The organism is Sphingobacterium haloxyli (assembly GCF_002980525.1).
Classification (GTDB): domain Bacteria; phylum Bacteroidota; class Bacteroidia; order Sphingobacteriales; family Sphingobacteriaceae; genus Sphingobacterium; species Sphingobacterium haloxyli.
Genome location: NZ_PVBQ01000014.1, coordinates 82830 through 101135, shown reverse-complemented (window position 1 = coordinate 101135; position 18306 = coordinate 82830). Strand labels below are relative to the sequence as shown.

Here is an 18306-nt window from a genome sequence, read left to right as displayed (position 1 = left end):
AGTAAGCAACGTCGGGAATGTGCTTGGTATGTATTAGAAAATATTCATAATCAACCAAAACCATTTGAAAGTAAGCCCGGCGATTAAACGTCGGGCTTTTTTTTATTTTTGGCACAGCGGCTACGAGACAAGACTATGTCCGCTACAACACGAAAAGACAACAGTATGAAATACACATTAAAAACGAACTACAGAAAGATACTGGCGGATACGACGACGCCGGTAAGCATCTATCTCCGTTTGCGGGACACCTTTCCCAACAGTTTGCTTTTGGAAAGCTCAGAATACCATAGTCGTGACAACAATATCAGCTATATTTGCTGTGATCCGATTGCTGGCATCACACTCAACAAAGAACAGCTGCGCATCGTTGAGCCGGGCAAGCAGCCCGTTTACAAAGCGGCTAGCGAAATCAACCTCCGAGAAGAGGTATCTGCTTTCCGTAAGCACTTTTCCCAGGTGGAAATTGAAGGGGTGAATGTTATTTCTTCTGGACTGTTCGGTTACTTTACTTTTGATGCTATTGAGCACTTTGAAGACATCGAGCTAACCGCAGGTACACATCTAGCACGTGAGATCCCAGCCATGCAATATCATGTATATCGTAACGTTATCGCTATCGATCATTTCAGAAACCAACTCTATATCTTCGAAAACCTGCTCGCCGACGAATCCTCCGATCTAGAAAGATTGGAATATCTAATACAAAACAAAAATTTCCCAGAATACCATTTTAAACGCCAAGGCGGGGAGGCTTCTAGTATGAGAGATGAAGATTTCAAAAATCTGGTCAACAAGATGAAACAACACATACAACGTGGAGACGTCTTTCAGATTGTACCGTCACGTGCTTTCTCCACGCCATTCGCGGGAGATGAGTTTAATGTATACCGCGCGCTCCGATCGGTCAACCCTTCGCCTTACCTTTTCTATTTTGATTACGGCGATTTCAAACTATTTGGTTCATCGCCCGAGGCACAATTAACGATCAAAAAAGGGGAAGCCACCATCTACCCCATCGCAGGAACGTTTAAGCGCACAGGCGACATGGAAAAAGACGAAAAGATTGCCGAAGAATTGAAAAATGACCCAAAAGAATCCGCAGAACATGTCATGTTGGTAGACTTAGCGCGCAACGATCTGAGCCGGCATTGTACAAACGTCAACGTAAAATCATATAAAGAGGCACAATATTACTCTCATATTATCCATTTGGTATCAAAAGTTTCCGGTGATCTCAATCCTACCTCAAATCCTTTTGATGTAGTAGGCGACACATTCCCTGCCGGAACACTATCAGGCGCCCCCAAGCATAAAGCACTTACGCTGATCGACCGTTATGAGGGCTTGCCGCGTTCTTTCTACTCTGGAGCGATAGGCTACATGGGCTTTAATGGTGATTTTAATCACGCCATCATGATTCGCTCTTTTCTAAGCAAGTATAATGTGCTGCACTATCAAGCTGGGGCGGGGATTGTTCTGGACTCCGATGCTGAAAAGGAGTTACAGGAGGTTAATAATAAAATTGCAGCTTTACGCCGCGCATTAGAAATTGCAGAAACGTTATGATACGACCACTACCATACTGCACGACACTTTCGCATGTCAAAGCATCGATTGATACTATCGATAATCGGATTTTGGAGCTGGAGGCGCTCCGAAAATTATACAAAGACAAAGAAATAGAGTTTGAACAGGAAGAAGAAATAGAATGACACATAACAACATATTAGTAATCGACAATTACGATTCATTCACGTATAACCTCGTACATTTATTGCAGGAACTAGGGCAAGCATACACCGTATGGCGAAATGACAAATTCAAGCTGGAAGATGTCGAGCCGTTTGATAGGATTTTGCTGTCGCCCGGCCCAGGAATACCAGAGGAAGCGGGGCTTTTAATGGATGTTATCCGTCGATACGCTCCGTCCAAAAGCATTCTAGGCATCTGCTTGGGGCAACAGGCGATTGCGGAAGTATTCGGTGGTACACTCTACAATATGCCCAAGCCTTTACATGGCGTTGCGACCGACATTGTTATCACTGATGAAACGGAAAAACTCTTTCATGACTTCCCTAAGGATTCCAGGATTGGACGTTACCACTCGTGGGCGGTATCCAAAGATAGTTTGCCGGCATCCCTTCATGTAACAGCGGTAGATTCTGAAGGAGTAATCATGGCTTTGCGCCATGCGGAATACGATGTACGTAGTGTACAATTTCACCCTGAGTCGGTGTTAACAACGAATGGCAAAAAATTGATTGAAAATTGGTTACTTTAATTTACACTTTTGACCGCAAAAGTGTAGCAAAACTCGTCGCTTAAAACCTTTGGCATTAGGGATAGTGCTATAACTGTACTTCTACTGTTGCCAAAGCTTTTGATGCGACACTTAGTGTTAAGGAGGGGATAGGGCAAATATGTATAATGGGTAAAGAAATGACTTATGACAATACTAGATAAAATAATCGAACGAAAAAAAGTAGAGGTAGCGGAAGCTAAACAACAGGTTCCCCTAGAAGAACTGGAGAAATACCCGTTTTTTAGCAGAGCTTGTTATTCGTTAAAAGAATCGGTGCTAGATCCGGAACGCACTGGCATTATTGCAGAATTCAAACGGGCGTCTCCATCACGGGGGCTCATCAATGGTACGTCAAGCGTTGCAGAGGTTGTGAAAGGATACCAAGATGCGGGTGCTTCGGCGGTGTCGGTACTGACGGACTCGGATTTTTTTAAGGGAGCTCTTGCGGATCTAAGTGCTGCGCGGGAGGTCTTAACCATCCCTTTGCTGCGTAAAGAGTTTATCGTAGACACCTATCAGATAGCTGAAGCAAAAGCGTACGGCGCTGATATCATTCTCCTAATCGCAGCATGCTTAGATAGCAACGAAATAAAAGCGTACGCAGATTATGCTAAATCGTTAGGATTAAATGTGCTCCTAGAAGTCCATAATGAGGAAGAACTCCAACGTAGCATCTTTGACAGTATAGATGCTATAGGCGTCAACAACCGTAACCTTAAAGATTTTGTTGTAGACCTGAATCACTCCTATGACTTGGTAAACACTATTCCCAACCGCTTAATCAAGGTTTCGGAGAGTGGCATCTCAGATCCCAAGACGATAAATGAATTAAAACAAGCTGGTTTTCAAGGTTTTTTGATTGGAGAAAACTTCATGAAAACGGGAGATCCTACGAAAGCAATAAAGGAATTTGTGAAGGAATTATAGAGGCGCAGTACATTGCGCCTCTCTATAGCCTCATTTTCGCTCGCGTTTACGTATCGCTCTATCTGCACGTTTCCGGGCAGTTTTAATTTTGTAATCGAGCCATTTACCCTTGAACACTTTACGCATAGTATCATCAAAATAACGCGTGACAAATAGATTTCGAGCCCCTTTTATCTTTTCGCTAATTGAATTTGCCAGTGCCCGCACCGAAATGGAGTAGCCTTCGGTGTCATATTGTATATAATGCCACCATCCTGCTGGCATATACAATGTATCCCCAGGATTAATAACCGCTTCATAACCATCTAATAACTTTAAGGCAGGATACTCATCATAGCTGCTTGTTTTTAAGTTGGCAATACTATGAAAGTTATAGGGCAGCTTATACATCAGGTCGGACTGGTTGTTTGGAAAAAGCCATATCCGTTTAGTGCCTTGAAACTGCGAAATGAATACGTGCGACATGTCGATATCAAAGTGATTACGGGTCGCTGAACCTTCGCCACCGAAAAACATATAAGGAAGCCATTGCAAGACCTTGCCATCAGTCACGTCATTGTAGATGACATCGTTTTTTAACTCGGGTCTAATCTTTATCAAATTGAAAAGGAACAGACGAAGTTCTGTAGGTTCCGTACTTATTTTATCAAGATATTCTGCAAAACTCATCCTTCCCACCGGGGGGCTAGCGGCATGGTTTTGCGATTCTTCCTCACGTCCGTATATATCGATCTGTTCGCTCCCTGCTATTTCCTTGAAATAGTCATAGCTCCATTTTTGCCAGCAAGGACTCTCTTTGCTGATAAAATCTTTGATGATAACCGGCTGCCCTTTGTTGAGGTAATCCCGAACAAAGTCATTTGGAGAAATCCCTGAAATACTATTTACTGGTTTTAGTTTCACAAGTTCTAACGCTTAACAACTATTTACAAACTTACGAAAATATTCGGCAACAGTCCCCTCTATTTATTTACTTGTTTAATGTATTGTTCAACTGCCATGGTCATGCTTGGTGCTTCTGGCGTAGGAGCTGGTATATCTAAGGTTAAACTATGGTTGAGCAACTCTTGTTGGGTCGTAGCACCAAATGCGGCAATCCGCGTGTTATTCTGCTTATAGTCCGGGAAATTTTCGAACAGCGACTGCACGCTTGAAGGACTGAAGAAAACGATAATATCATAAAATACGTTTTCCAAGTCTTTGATGTCGCTGATAACGGTGCGGAACAAAACTGCTGGCGTAAAATCGTATCCGTTATCTTGTAGCCATTTTTGTGTTTCTTCGTTAGCCACGTCCGAACATGGAAAAAGAAATCTTTCTTTACTATGCTTTTTTAAAACCTCTTCTAGGTCTTTGGCGGTTTGCTTACCAAAGAAAATTTTACGTTTACGGTATTGGATATACTTTTGCAAATAAAGAGCGATAGCTTCTGAGATACAGAAATATTTCATGTCTGCTGGCACCTCATATCTCATTTCCTCACATACGCGAAAGAAGTGGTCGACCGCGTTCTTGCTGGTAAAGATAACAGCGGTAAAATCCGCAAAATTAATTTTTTCCTTACGCACGTCTTTAGCCGGAACACCTTCGACATGGATAAACCCTCTAAAATCCAATTTTAAATTATATTTTTCTGCTAAGGCAAAATAAGGGGATTTATCATTTTCAGGTTTGGGTAAGGTAACTAGGATACTTTTTACCTTCTTGGCTCTTGCTTCATCTACTTGCATATTCAATTTTTTTAATTGCTCAATGTTCTAACCAATATCAAAATCGGCGCTACTTCAAGTGCGCAAAGATACAGAATTAAATAAAAAATTGAAAACTTTAGATTTCCGAACAAGCGGAACGCCGCCCGTAAAAACCTATATATAAACAAGATAGATACTAATATACTGAACAAAATTAACAGTATCTTAAAATATGTCGTGGGAACAAGCGCCACCGCAAGAAGGAAAGGCATCAAAAAAAGCATGCTATTGAAGTAAACCAGGTAAAGTACGGTCACATATTCCCGCACCAAGCGACCTATTTCAAACACAAACGAAATAAACCTAATTAACAATATCTTAATAATGAACAATATTGCAACAAGAAAAGCCGTTTGCACATAGTTTTCGAAGTTGAGAACGTTAAAACGCACAAAAGACGATTCCATGAGCACGATGAAGAGGCCTAACGCGAGACTAAAAATGAAATACAGAAATATATACGGCCAGGATGTGAGCATATTATCTTCTTTACTCATCTGCAACAAGGACCGCTCGTCGTAATAGGCTTGCACGATCATTGTAAAGTCGCCCGGAAAAGCTAAGCGTACGAGTGCAATCGCTAAGAACAACATGAAAACGACCAGCAACACCCACACGGGCCGTTCGCTTTTTCTCTCTCCTTGTCCGTACGGTATGCTTTCTGTTGGTTCCGCCATCGATTTCATATAATCCAGAGAGGTGACTGGATCTATACTGCGCTGCCTTATTTCAATCGAAAGTTGTTCGAGGAGTTTGTTAGGACGATCCTCCGCCGGCAGTATATAATTGAACGTATCTATTTCCGTTCTTTCCACGCTGTTCCCCCCCGCTGTGCTGATTATCAAACACAGTAGGCTACTCAAAAAGATACGCTTCAATAGATACATCCGAAAATTTTATTACTTTGGCGTAAAGTTAGCATAATATCACTAAGCTAAAAAAAAGAAAAACATGATGCCATCAGCTGTTGAACGCTGCCCTTGGTGCGGTGACGATGATTTATACGTAAAATACCATGATGAAGAATGGGGCAAAGAAGTATCTTCTGACACTGTTCTTTTTGAATTTCTCGTGCTTGAATCAGCACAAGCCGGCTTAAGCTGGATTACGATCTTACGACGGCGAGAAGGGTACCGTAAAGCTTTTGCAGCGTTCGACTATAAACAAGTCGCACAATTTAATGAGCACAAAATTGAAGAACTCGTGCAGGACGAGCGCATCATCCGCCATCGTGGTAAAATTGCATCAACCGTGAGAAATGCACAAATATTTATACAAATACAGCAGGAATTCGGCTCATTCTACAATTATCTCTACAGTTTTATGCCACAGGGAAAACGCATCGTCAACTCGCTGAAAGACTTAAAATCCGCTCCAACACACAGCAAGGAATCGGATGCCATATCCAAGGATCTTAAAAAACGCGGAATGAAATTTTTCGGTACTACGATATGTTATGCTTTTATGCAGGCCGTGGGGATGGTTGATGATCATCTGGACAGTTGTTCTTTTAAGAATTAACTTTTTTCTGTTCTTTTTTCCCGCAAAAAAGAACCAAAAAGCTCGCCACTTAAAAATTTTGATGGGTTGGATAGTGCATATACCATATTTCTACATATTTCAAAATTTTTGATGTGGCATTAGAGGTTAAGGAGGAGATTGTGCAATGCGTAAATAAAAACAATCAATAACGCTTGGCGGTTATACGGATAAAATGGCCTTATATTGTTTTGCGGTTATTTTTCTGAAGATTATTCCGTTAAAAACAAAATAATGTTTGAGCGAAGCGAGTTTTATTTTGTTTAGGAATAAACAAGGGAAAATAGCAAAACCATATTCAGCCTTGATTTTTTTGCTTCGTTTTTTCATCAAGGAAAAAATGAAGAAGAAGAAATTCTGTAACTTTGCAAAAATTTATTAAATGGCTGTTAAGATTGGTGAGCATATTGATTTAGGCAAATTCCCGTTACTGCTGGCCCCGATGGAGGATGTCAGTGACCCACCGTTCCGTTATGTGTGTAAGCAAAACGGGGTGGATATGATGTATACAGAGTTTATTTCTTCGGAGGGATTAATTCGCGACGCTGCCAAATCGAAACAGAAGCTTGATATCTTCGAATACGAACGGCCTATCGGCATACAAATATTCGGTTCTGACATCGAAAGTATGCGTCAATCTGCCGAAATATGCACCTTAGCACACCCCGATCTAATTGACATCAATTATGGTTGTCCCGTAAAGAACGTCGCGTGTCGTGGAGCAGGTGCTAGTTTATTACAGGATATCGATAAAATGGTTGCCATGACTAAGGCTGTCGTTGACGCCACTCCTCTTCCGGTAACGGTGAAAACCCGCCTTGGCTGGGATGATAACACTAAGAACGTATATGAGGTGGCAGAACGCCTGCAGGATGTGGGTATCAAGGCATTGTCTATTCACGGGCGCACAAGAGCGCAAATGTACAAAGGACAAGCTGACTGGAGCATGATAAGGGATATAAAACGTAATCCGCGTATTCAGATTCCTATTTTTGGGAATGGCGACGTCGACTCGGTAGAAAAGGCGGCCGCTTGGCGTATGGAATATGAGGTCGATGGGATTATGATCGGTCGTGCATCCATCGGATATCCTTGGATATTTCGGGAAATCAAACATTTCTTTGAAACAGGAGAACGATTGGAAGGTCCGACGATCGATGAGCGTGTTGAGGTATGCAAAACCCATTTGATCAAATCTATCGAGTGGAAAGGCGATAAAACCGGTGTTTTCGAAATGCGCCGCCATTACGCCAACTATTTTAAGGGAATACCGAATTTTAAGGAATATCGAACAAAGCTGGTAGGACTAGGTGACCCTAGCGAAATTCTGGAGGTATTGGAAGAGATAAAGGAAAAGTTTGGGGAAGATATCGTCCATTTTCCAGTTAACGATTTCTGAAATATTATCCTACCTTATTTCAAGTTACTTTTCCGTTGTGCCAGCAGCTGTTGTATATTTTTCCTTTCCGAAAAGATGATGATTGCACAGAACAGCAACAGCAAACCATTGCCAATCCAGAAGTTGCTATCAAAAATAAAGAAACTAGCAAGCGAGACGCCTAAACCGCTTACAAGATAAAGAACTATTTTGAGGAAATGATAGGGTACCGGATAGTATTTCTGCCCCCAGTAGAGCGACAGTCCGATCATCAACAAATAGGCTATAGTCGTGGTTACAACTGCTCCCGGATAGGAATATAGGGGAATTAAAACAACATTCAACACAATCGTTACTAACGCCCCTATTACTGATATATAGACCGCAAACCGCGTTTGGTCAGTCAGCTTGTACCATACAGACAAATTCATATAGGCTCCCAACAGTACGAAATTAAAAAGTATAAACGGCACCACCTTCAGTCCCTGCCAATAAACGTCCGGTTGCAGTTCATTTCCTTTAATAAAATATTTGAGCCAATCTAAGTTTACGGTGATACCCAACATGACCAAGACCATCAGTATCACAAAGTACTCCATAATCTTAGCATAGGTCCGCGGAGCATTTTCATTTTTTGCATGAGAAAAAAAGAATGGTTCTGCACCTAGCCGGAAGGCAGTGACGAATAAACTCAGAAAAACGGCAAGTTTGGTTACAGCCGCATAGATCCCTAATTCTGTTTTTCCGTATTCGCCTGGCAATAATTTAGGAAAGAACATCTTATCGAGATTTTCGTTAATAATGAATGAAATATTGGCAATTAATATCGGGAAGCTATAAGCTAACATACTCCTCATTAGCGGTTTGTCGATACGCAACCGTAACGTCAGCATTTCCGGCACTAAGAGAAACAGTGTGAGCACACTCGCCAACAAATTGGAAAGAAAAACATACCCAAGCCAACCTTCCTGAAACCAGCCTGACGCGAAATCAGCCCAAAAACCTGATACCGCTATCCATTTAGGCAAAAAAACGATGAAAAACAGGTTGGCAAACAGGGTAATAAAAATATTGATAAACTTAATATAGCTGTAGCGAATTGGTCTTCCCTGCGCCCGCAGCTTAGCAAAGGGTATGACCGCCAGTGCATCTGCCACCAGAATGAACACGAAATACTTGATAAACTTGACATATTCCGAAGCATTGCCTTCACCGTCAAGCCAAGTTGCAATAGGGTTTATAAAGATAAACACAGACACCAATAATAACAAAGAAGTAATCAATGTGACGGCAAAACTATTATTGAAAACTCTTTCCTTGTCTTTAGCGTCAACCTTCTGCAAAAAGCGGAAATAGGTTGTTTCCATCCCGAACGCCAAAACGGCATTCCACATCGACACCCAATTATAGAGGTAAGAATAAACACCATATACCGCCGCATCTTTGAAGTTCTGCAGATATATAGGCGTCATCAAAAAACTGATCATCCGGGAAACAATGGTTGTAAAACCATATATCACCGTATCACTCACAAATTTTTTGATGGAAGACACAAGCGGTTATCTTTTCTTTTTTACGACCTCAAAATTCTTAAAACCTTGTACCATACCTTCAGCAGAACTGACTTCTTCGACTGCGGCACGATCGGGTCCTTCATGGCAAAACGCTAGCAAAGCCTCGAGTGCAAAAGAATCGCCTTCAGCCTCTATATAAACCGAACCGTCGGGCTGATTCATAACGAATCCTTTTACGCCAAGCTGATCTGCGACAGCCTTACACGTTGCACGATAATAAACGCCTTGTACCTTGCCTGTAACCGTAATATTCAGATGTTTCATTATTACAACCAAAGGTACACAAGAAAACGCAAAGAAACTAAGCTATTCTTTTCAACGTGACCCGTTCCGTCAGACGCAAGTTATTCATCCCCTCTAACAGTACTAAACCGGGTGTTTTACCAACCTCGATGGATCCTAGCTGATCTGCAAGTCCCAATACCGTCGCACCATTAATCGTTGCCCATGGCAAGATCTGTAAAAAATCAAGTTGGCTAAAGTGCGAAGACAGCACTTTTAATTCCCCCAGAATATCAAGGGTATCATTAGATGCTAAACTGTCCGTGCCTACTACCATTCGGTTTTGGTTCGGAACAAAACCGAGTATTTTAGGTAACTTACCTTCGATGTAGAGATTTGATTTCGGACAAACACAAAAGTAAACATCTCTGCCCAATCGTTCGATAAAATCAATATCCTTTAAAGACATATAGGTATTGTGAATCAACATCAGGGGGTTGTTCTTTGGTAAGTGCGCAAGATAAGATTGGATAGAATTCCTTGCTTGCGCTTTGAACGAGTCCGCATTCAATCCCATTTCTTTGTAAAAATCCAGAAACTCGCCTTGTTTATAGCGATAGAGTCTATTCTCTTCGTCGCTTTCCTGATTATGGACACTTAGGATGTTATCCTCGCTCACCAGTTTACGAAATGCTTTAAACAGCTCCTTAGAACACGAGTACGGGGCGTGCGGCGTAATAGAAGCGTGATTAGCATTAAAATAGAATTCGATATCACGCGCCTTATCCACACGGACTTGTATATCTTCTTTTGTCATCGCCATCACCTCTACAAAGGTGTGGTATGTTATGCTACTGTTAGTTTTTGTCTTTGCCGACAACGCCGTATTGACATGATCGCCCACGGCTTGGATACCGTTATTGTACATCGTCTGATCAGCGGCTTCGATTTGCGCTAAGATATCTTTTTCATTTGCGGACCGTTGTTTCATTACGTTCGCTAAAAAACGCGGTAGCCCAGTTCCCTTTTTTGTTTTACCAAGCATGTGAGACAATTCAATGTGGCAATGGGCATTGACAAAGCCCGGTATCAAGACCCCGTCATAGAATTCCTTTTTCACACTCGATACGGCAGGATCTGTGTCTTTATAGACTCCTTTAATCACGCCAGTTTTATCAATCGCAACGACCCCTTTTCGCATGAGATCTCCCTTAACAGGAATCACAATGCTTGCTGAAATATACCTCATTTAACTAATTGAACTATTTTGTTGTTCCTATTTGAATCAAAAATGACGCCATAATTTGAGAATACCAAATTAATCTTTACTTTTGCGGTTATCGAAAGGGGTGCCTTGTTGTTTGAACACAAAAACGGGCTGAGATTACACCCAGTTTCGCATAATTGCGAGACGCACCTGATCCAGATAATGCTGGCGTAGGGAGGTTTAGTTAAATAATAAAACTGTTGCTAACCCCTGGTAATAGAATGTTTGACTAGTTTAATTGTTTATTTTTATGTTAAAACATGGAATTATTACCGTATCGATGCTATTCGGCGTGTTCTTCGCTTTTGCACAAGGCAACCTGGCCGTCCGAGTTCTCGACGTCAACCAAACACCTTTGCTTGGAGCAACTGTCGTATTTCAAGGAATCACAAAAACCAGTGACAAAGACGGCGTAGCTGCGTTTACAAACGTAGAACCAGCGGTGTCCGACTTAAGTGTTCGCTACGTAGGATACGCTTCTTATCACAAACGTGTAAATCCGAATCAACAAGCGGAGCTTACGGTGGTACTGTATACAGAAACGAGAATGACCGGCGAAGTACAGGTCATGGCGACACGAGCAGGAGACAACGCTGCAACGACATATAAAAATCTTTCAAAAGAGGATATTAAGCGGGGCAATCTCGGACAGGACATTCCGTATCTACTTGACCAGACCCCGTCCGTTGTCATCGGCTCGGACGCCGGTGCGGGAGTTGGCTACACCAACATGACAATCCGCGGATCGGACAACCAGCGTATCAATGTGACCCTAAACGGTATCCCATTGAATGATGCAGAGAGTATGGGTTCTTTCTTTGTAAATCTACCGGATTTCGCATCAAGCTCAGAAAGTATCCAGATTCAACGTGGTATAGGGACTTCCACCAACGGTGCAGGGGCATTTGGCGCCTCACTTAATATCCAGTCGGATGCACTTGAGCTAAACCCATACGCCGAACTTAATAACAGCGTCGGTTCTTATAACACATGGAAAAATACGTTTAAAGTGGGTTCCGGATTAATTCAAGATAAATTTGCACTCAATGCACGATTATCACGAATTAGTTCAGATGGCTATATCGATCGCGCTTCATCTGATTTAAAATCTTTCTATATCGATGCGGGATATTATGGTGAAAAGCATCACTTGAAAGCCACCGTATTCTCCGGCAAGGAGAAAACGTATCAGGCATGGGATGGTGTACCAGAAGAAATGCTGGCGGATAACCGTCGCTATAACGGCTTTACATACGATAACCAGACCGACAATTACACCCAGACCCATCATCATCTTCACTACAATTACTTCGCGTCTGAACGGACTACGCTAAACATGGCGCTGCACTATACGCGCGGAGCTGGTTATTACGAGGAATACAAAACAGGAGAGCCATTTAGCGGGTACGGCTTAACACCTATTAATATCGGCGATTCCACGATCAACAGTACAGACCTAATCCGTCGCCGTTGGTTGGACAATCATTTTTATGGAACGGTATTCTCTATTCATCATCAAGTGAATGAAAACCACAACTTGATTTTCGGCGGAGGCGCCAACCAATATCGAGGCGATCATTATGGTGAAGTAATTTGGGCGCAATATGCTTCGGACAGTCGATTAGGCGACAAGTACTATTTCAACGACGCAGAGAAAAATGATGTCAATGTATATGGTAAATGGAACGCTACCTTTGGTGCGATGCGCTTTTATACGGATTTGCAATACCGTTTGGTCGATTACACTTTTGAGGGATATAACCACAATCTGGAACTGGCAGATGTGAATATAAAGCACCATTTCTTCAATCCAAAAATAGGGGCGACTTACTTATTGTCGCCAACGGCGAATGTTTACGCTTCGTATGCATTCGGCAATAAAGAGCCGGTTCGTGACGACTATGTGGAATCCTCTCCCAATGCGCGGCCAGAAGCTGAAAGAATGCATAACATTGAAATGGGATACCGATTGAGAAGGGAATCATTGAATATCGGTGGAAACTTGTATGGTATGTTCTATAAAAATCAACTCATCAAGACAGGTGAAATCAATGACGTCGGCGGTTCAATACGCGAAAACGTACCCAATAGTTACCGCCTCGGCTTGGAACTGGATGCCGCTTGGCAGCTATCGGAACAGTTCCGATGGAAGGCCACGGCGGGGTTGAGCCAAAATAAGATCAAGAACTATACGGAGTACCTTACCGTAATGGACGAAGACTGGAATGAATTGAATGAGCCGCAGGTAGAACAACATTACCGGTCAACGACGATTTCGTTCTCGCCATCGGCTATTTTGTCCAATGAGTTTTCCTATTCACCCGTGCGCCCGCTAGAATTTAGTGTGGCCAGCAAGTATGTATCAAGACAATACCTCGACAACACACAGTCGACAGACCGTAGCGTGGATCCATTCTTTGTAAATAATCTGCGTATACGCTATAATTTTTCGTTGTTGGGGATGAACGATATAGATGCTAATTTAGCCATTAACAATATCTTCAATGAAAAGTACGAGTCGCACGGTTATACATATGGGGGGATCACGCCTGATGGAACGCGTCTTTATGGCAATGCCTATTTTCCGCAAGCAGAAACAAATTTCCTATTCGGTTTGAATATCCGATTTTAAAAAGTAGTCGCAAAAGTTTTTGCCGCTACTTTTTTATTTCTATTTTGCACCATGCGAGCAGTTATACAACGGGTTACCCAAGCATCGTGTACCGTAGATGGCGTATCTACAGGAGAAATTAAACAAGGCTTGTTGGTATTACTAGGAATAGAAGATGATGATACCGATCGCGAAGCGGAATGGGTGGCTCACAAATTGGTCAATCTTCGTATATTTTCTGACGAGGCTGGCTTAATGAATAAGTCTGTTCAAGACATAGCCGGCAACATTCTCCTTATATCCCAATTTACATTAATTGCACAGACCAGAAAAGGCAATAGACCCTCTTTTATCCGTGCAGCAAAACCCAACAGAGCGCAACCGTTATACCAGGCCATGGGCGATCGCTTATCCGTGCTGCTGAGCAAGCAGGTACAGATGGGCGTCTTTGGAGCGGACATGAAGATCGATTTGCGTAACGATGGTCCGGTCACGATCATCTTGGATACGAAAGAGTGATGAGTACTAAACACGAACATCTTAAATACTATTTCTAATGACAATCAAAGAAGCACAAGACGTTGTAGATAAATGGATTAATAACACCGGTATCCGTTATTTTAATGAGTTAACAAATACCGCGATGCTTATGGAAGAGGTAGGTGAGGTAGCCCGGATTATGGCTCGACAGTATGGAGAGCAGTCGTTTAAGAAATCCGACGAGGACATTAATCTAGCAGATGAAATGGCAGATGTACTATTTGTACTTATCTGTCTCGCTAATCAGACGGGTATAGACCTTACTGATGCCTTGCAGAAGAACCTGGAAAAGAAATCCATTCGCGACGCAGATAGGCACAAGAATAACGAGAAGCTATTGTAGAGTTATTTCTATCTCGGCAAAAACCGGCAAATGGTCAGAAGCATAGGTTTCGGAAATTATTTTATAGGTCTTCCAATTGAATTCCGTCTGTTTCCCGACCATGATATAATCAATCTCGTTCTTTGCTCCGACATTTGGATGTGTCGGGCCATTGGTTGATATATTACGGACAAATTGTTCTTCCAAAATCTTAATGGTTTGGTCGTTAGGCATCGCGTTAAAATCCCCCACGAGAATTAAAGGAGTTTCTATTCTTGCACCTAATTCTTTTATGTAGTTTGCTTGTGCAACTTTATTTTTTGCTTTTAAATCCAGATGAGTATTGGCAAAAGACAGTACCTTACCATCGGGTAACTCCACATCGACAATAGCGAGCGATCTATTTTCACTTTTCTCGACCATTGGCAAATCATAACGCCTATTACCAATAATTTTGTGCTTCGTGAGGATTAGCGTTCCGTATTCACCCTCTTCTAAATCGATTCCCTTAGAGAAAAAATAGTGCATTCCTGTCAAATCTGCCAACTCTTTCGCTTGATCGACCATCTGGGAGCGGGATAAGCGAACATCTACCTCTTGTATACCGACCAAATCGGCGTTAGCAGCCTTAATAACCTCCGCTATGTGAGGCAAATCAATCGTATTCGGATGTCCCGGGGGGTTACCATGATGTATGTTATAGGATAATATACGAACTGATTGTGCATGAAGCAAGGCGAAACAAACACAAAGTATAATGGTCGAAATGAATGATTTCATGGCGTCTAAGTTAGGCAAAAAAAATTATCTATATTTACATACGATAAACAGTTTCATCTCCATGAAGTTATTTTCTAGCATCCTCGCCATTTTATTTTTAGTAGGTTCTTATACTAAAGCACAAGACGATACAAAACGAATTACTGGAACAGAATTTAATCATGCAGCGATAGTCACAGCCCACCCCCTTGCCTCACAGGTTGGCGTAGATATACTCAAAAAAGGAGGTAACGCAATTGACGCTGCTATTGCAGTGCAATTTGCCCTCGCCGTGGTGTATCCCAATGCAGGTAATATCGGTGGGGGCGGCTTCATGGTATATCGGGATAAAGATGGATTCGTAACATCTTTAGATTTCCGTGAAAAAGCACCGGCGAGCGCACATCGTGACATGTATTTGGACGAAAAAGGGAATCCCATTACGGATCTCAGTCTTTATGGCCAACTCGCTGCGGGCGTCCCTGGTTCAGTGGCGGGTATGGACGAGGCACATAAAAAATTTGGCAGCATGCCGTGGAAAGAGCTCATTAATCCGGCTATCGATTTTGCTGAAAAAGGTTTCCCCATTACCGCCAGACAAGCAAAAGAGTTTAACAATTACCTAAAGCGATTTAAGAAGTTTAATCCCAATGGCGCTGCAATTATTCGTAACAAAGACTGGAAGCCCGGAAATTTATTTGTACAGAAACAACTTGCCGGTACACTAAAGCGGATTGCCAATCAGGGACGGGATGGCTTCTACAAAGGAGCAACAGCTGATTTCATTGTCGCCGAAATGAAACGTGGTAACGGCATTATCACGCACGCAGATTTAGCGGACTATCACGCGGTTTGGCGAGAACCAATTGTCGGAACTTACAAAGATTATAAGATCATTTCCATGCCGCCCCCTTCCAGTGGCGGCATCGCGTTACTAGCCTTATTGCAATCTGTAGAGCAATATCCTTTACAGGATTGGGGGTTCCAGTCCGATAGTACAGTAAGAGCTATGGTAGAGGCTGAACGGTATGTTTATGCTGATAGAGCGTCCTATTTAGGTGATCCCGACTTCTACAATGTGCCGGTAAAACATCTAACAAACAAAAAATTTAACCGAGATCGCATGGCAAAGGTTAATTTAGCAAAAGCAACGCCTAGCACCGAGGTAAATGCTTCTTCGTTTCCCGGCTACGAACCGGAGGAGACCACACACTTCAGTATTGTTGATGCGGAAGGAAATGCTGTTTCATTAACCACCACGATTAATGGTTCTTATGGCTCCTATGTATGGGTAGATGGTGCAGGCTTTCTATTAAATAACGAAATGGATGACTTTTCTGTAAAACCGGGAACCCCCAATTTATATGGTTTACTAGGAGGTAAAGCGAACGCGATTGCACCACAAAAAAGGATGCTCAGTGCGATGACACCGACCATCATAGAACAAGGTGGACATTTAAAGATGGTTATTGGTACGCCTGGCGGTTCGACGATCATTACATCGGTATTTCAGGGTATTCTTAATGTTTTAGAATTTGGCATGAGCGCACAAGAATCTGTCAGTAAGCCCCGTTTTCATCACCAATGGAAACCCGACCGCATTGATGTAGAGGAAAAAGCTATAGCCGATCCTATCCGTAAAAGTCTGGAAGGCGACGGTTATATTCTTCATCCAAGAAACACAATAGGCCGTATGAAGAACATTGTGGTACTACCTAACGGAAAATTGCAAACGGGTGCAGACCCACGTGGTGACGATTTTGCCGAGGGATATTGATAGTTATCTCTATTCCAAATATCTTGCGTCAATTTGCTTATTCGCTTTTGCACCGAGCTGTTTTAGATTTTCTACTTTTTTTATTACATTTCCAGTACCCGATGACAACTTTCGCATTGCTTCTTGATGTTTTTCGGATGCACGCTGCAGATGGGTCTCTAATTGTTGCATATCGCTTAGAAAGCCTACAAACTTATCGTATAGTAAGCCGGCTTCTTTTGCAATTTCCAGTACATTACGATTTTGGCGTTCCTGCACCCACACACTTGCAATCGTTCGCAATGTTGCCAACAGTGTGGACGGACCCACAATAACGACGCGCCTATCCCAAGCAGTGGAAAACAGATCCGGCTTTTCCCTAATAGCAACACTCAAAGCAGACTCTATCGGCATGAACAACAAGACAAAGTCCGGAGAATGAATACCATAAAGATCATGGTAATTCTTTGCTGATAGCTGCCGAATATGCGATTCAATGGACTGTACATGTTGCCGTAAGTATTGAACCTGCGCTACCTCATCCTCTTCATTCACCCAACGCTCATAGGCCGTCAACGATACTTTAGAATCAATAACCAGGTGTTTATCATCCGGCAGTAAGATAATAGCGTCCGGAATTTTCCGGCTATTATTTTCATCAAAAACAGCTTGCAGTCTGTATTCCTGGTCTTTTACCAAACCCGAACGTTCCAATACGCGTTCCAAAATAATTTCGCCCCAATTCCCTTGTTTTTTACTATCGCCTTTCAGCGCCCTGGTCAGATTATTTGCTTCATTTTTAATCAGCATACTCTGTTGCATCAGCTGCTCCACTACCCCTTTCAGCACATTTCGCTCCGCAGCTTCTTGCTGGTAAGTACGTTCTACTTTCTCCTCAAACGTCTTGATTTTTTCTTTTAACGGTGTGAGTATTTGATCTAGCTGTTGTTGGTTGACGGTTGTAAATTTTTGCGTCTTTTCTTCGAGAATCGCGTTTGCCATTTGTTGAAATTCCAGGTGAAATTGCTTGCGCAATTGTTGCATCTCTTCCTGTTGCGCCTGGTATTTCTCCTGTTGAGCCTGTAGATACGCATTGGTGCTTTCGAGGGTTCGTTCCACGGCTGCTCGTTCACGTCGCTCTCTTTCAAGCGCTTGCTCTACAAGCTCTTTTCCTTGAACCAGTAAGCGTTCGCGCTCTTGTACTTTAGTCAATTCAATCACGGCAGATGACTTCTCCTGTTCAACTTGCTGCAGCATACTTCTTGGTATTTTTTTTGCATGCAACCAAAGTAGCCCAATAGTGATACCGAACAAGACGACAATGATAAGAAGTAATAATACATCCATGATCCTCC

At 42.4% G+C, this 18306-nt stretch carries 18 protein-coding genes; 10 read left to right on the top strand and 8 right to left on the bottom strand.

Annotated features, from left to right (window positions below):
- The first annotated feature begins 165 nt into the window (after positions 1–165).
- The 4 genes from C5745_RS15830 to trpC all read left to right on the top strand — a co-directional run bounded on the left by C5745_RS15830 (position 166) and on the right by trpC (position 3232).
- Positions 166–1569: an anthranilate synthase component I family protein gene (locus tag C5745_RS15830; protein WP_105717995.1), complete on the top strand. Its 1404-nt coding sequence runs from the start codon at positions 166–168 to the stop codon at positions 1567–1569.
- Complete coding sequence (locus C5745_RS20270) at positions 1566–1715, top strand: hypothetical protein (protein WP_165793107.1); 150 nt, start codon at positions 1566–1568, stop codon at positions 1713–1715. Before C5745_RS15830 ends, C5745_RS20270 begins: the two co-directional genes overlap by 4 nt.
- Positions 1712–2284 (top strand): anthranilate synthase component II, encoded by a 573-nt coding sequence (locus tag C5745_RS15825; protein ID WP_105717976.1) that lies wholly within the window; start codon positions 1712–1714, stop codon positions 2282–2284. The genes C5745_RS20270 and C5745_RS15825 overlap by 4 nt, the downstream gene beginning before the upstream one ends.
- A gap of 165 nt (positions 2285–2449) precedes the next feature.
- Positions 2450–3232, top strand: coding sequence for an indole-3-glycerol phosphate synthase TrpC (trpC, locus tag C5745_RS15820; protein ID WP_105717975.1), 783 nt, complete (start codon positions 2450–2452; stop codon positions 3230–3232).
- A 30-nt stretch (positions 3233–3262) separates the two neighbouring features.
- Here the strand turns inward: trpC and C5745_RS15815 are convergent, their stop codons facing one another.
- The 3 genes from C5745_RS15815 to C5745_RS15805 are packed head-to-tail and all read right to left on the bottom strand — an operon-like array spanning position 3263 to position 5870.
- Positions 3263–4135: a cupin-like domain-containing protein gene (locus C5745_RS15815; RefSeq protein ID WP_105717974.1), complete on the bottom strand. Its 873-nt coding sequence runs from the start codon at positions 4133–4135 to the stop codon at positions 3263–3265.
- Between the two features lie 59 nt (positions 4136–4194).
- Positions 4195–4962, bottom strand: coding sequence for a uroporphyrinogen-III synthase (locus C5745_RS15810; RefSeq protein ID WP_105717973.1), 768 nt, complete (start codon positions 4960–4962; stop codon positions 4195–4197).
- Between the two features lie 11 nt (positions 4963–4973).
- Positions 4974–5870, bottom strand: coding sequence for a DUF4271 domain-containing protein (locus C5745_RS15805; protein ID WP_105717972.1), 897 nt, complete (start codon positions 5868–5870; stop codon positions 4974–4976).
- A gap of 67 nt (positions 5871–5937) precedes the next feature.
- Here C5745_RS15805 and C5745_RS15800 point away from each other — a divergent pair, with 67 nt between their 5' ends.
- Both C5745_RS15800 and dusB read left to right on the top strand, forming a co-directional pair.
- Positions 5938–6504: a DNA-3-methyladenine glycosylase I gene (locus tag C5745_RS15800; RefSeq protein ID WP_105717994.1), complete on the top strand. Its 567-nt coding sequence runs from the start codon at positions 5938–5940 to the stop codon at positions 6502–6504.
- 400 nt (positions 6505–6904) lie between these two features.
- Entirely contained in the window at positions 6905–7921 is a 1017-nt protein-coding gene (gene dusB / locus C5745_RS15795; RefSeq protein ID WP_105717971.1) for a tRNA dihydrouridine synthase DusB, read from the top strand.
- Between the two features lie 14 nt (positions 7922–7935).
- Here the strand turns inward: dusB and C5745_RS15790 are convergent, their stop codons facing one another.
- From C5745_RS15790 to C5745_RS15780, 3 genes are read right to left on the bottom strand one after another with little or no spacing between them, the layout of a single operon-like run.
- Positions 7936–9453, bottom strand: coding sequence for an MATE family efflux transporter (locus tag C5745_RS15790; RefSeq protein ID WP_243403373.1), 1518 nt, complete (start codon positions 9451–9453; stop codon positions 7936–7938).
- A gap of 6 nt (positions 9454–9459) precedes the next feature.
- On the bottom strand, positions 9460–9738 hold the full coding sequence (locus C5745_RS15785; RefSeq protein ID WP_105717970.1) for an acylphosphatase: 279 nt from the start codon (positions 9736–9738) through the stop codon (positions 9460–9462).
- A 37-nt stretch (positions 9739–9775) separates the two neighbouring features.
- Complete coding sequence (locus C5745_RS15780) at positions 9776–10945, bottom strand: amidohydrolase family protein (protein WP_105717969.1); 1170 nt, start codon at positions 10943–10945, stop codon at positions 9776–9778.
- 268 nt (positions 10946–11213) lie between these two features.
- On the opposite strand from C5745_RS15780, the gene C5745_RS15775 reads away from it, so the two are divergent.
- From C5745_RS15775 to C5745_RS15765, 3 genes are read left to right on the top strand one after another with little or no spacing between them, the layout of a single operon-like run.
- Positions 11214–13595: a TonB-dependent receptor gene (locus C5745_RS15775; RefSeq protein ID WP_105717968.1), complete on the top strand. Its 2382-nt coding sequence runs from the start codon at positions 11214–11216 to the stop codon at positions 13593–13595.
- Between the two features lie 51 nt (positions 13596–13646).
- Positions 13647–14093, top strand: coding sequence for a D-aminoacyl-tRNA deacylase (dtd, locus tag C5745_RS15770; RefSeq protein ID WP_105717967.1), 447 nt, complete (start codon positions 13647–13649; stop codon positions 14091–14093).
- 37 nt (positions 14094–14130) lie between these two features.
- Positions 14131–14457, top strand: a complete 327-nt coding sequence (locus tag C5745_RS15765) for a nucleotide pyrophosphohydrolase (RefSeq protein WP_105717966.1) — start codon at positions 14131–14133, stop codon at positions 14455–14457.
- Here C5745_RS15765 and C5745_RS15760 read toward each other — a convergent pair.
- Positions 14449–15216, bottom strand: a complete 768-nt coding sequence (locus tag C5745_RS15760) for an endonuclease/exonuclease/phosphatase family protein (protein ID WP_105717965.1) — start codon at positions 15214–15216, stop codon at positions 14449–14451. The two genes, C5745_RS15765 and C5745_RS15760, sit on opposite strands and share 9 nt — an antisense overlap.
- A gap of 61 nt (positions 15217–15277) precedes the next feature.
- On the opposite strand from C5745_RS15760, the gene ggt reads away from it, so the two are divergent.
- Positions 15278–16972, top strand: coding sequence for a gamma-glutamyltransferase (gene ggt / locus C5745_RS15755; protein WP_105717992.1), 1695 nt, complete (start codon positions 15278–15280; stop codon positions 16970–16972).
- Between the two features lie 9 nt (positions 16973–16981).
- On the opposite strand, the gene C5745_RS15750 is transcribed toward ggt, so the two are convergent.
- Positions 16982–18298: a DNA recombination protein RmuC gene (locus tag C5745_RS15750; protein ID WP_105717964.1), complete on the bottom strand. Its 1317-nt coding sequence runs from the start codon at positions 18296–18298 to the stop codon at positions 16982–16984.
- Positions 18299–18306 lie beyond the last annotated feature (8 nt).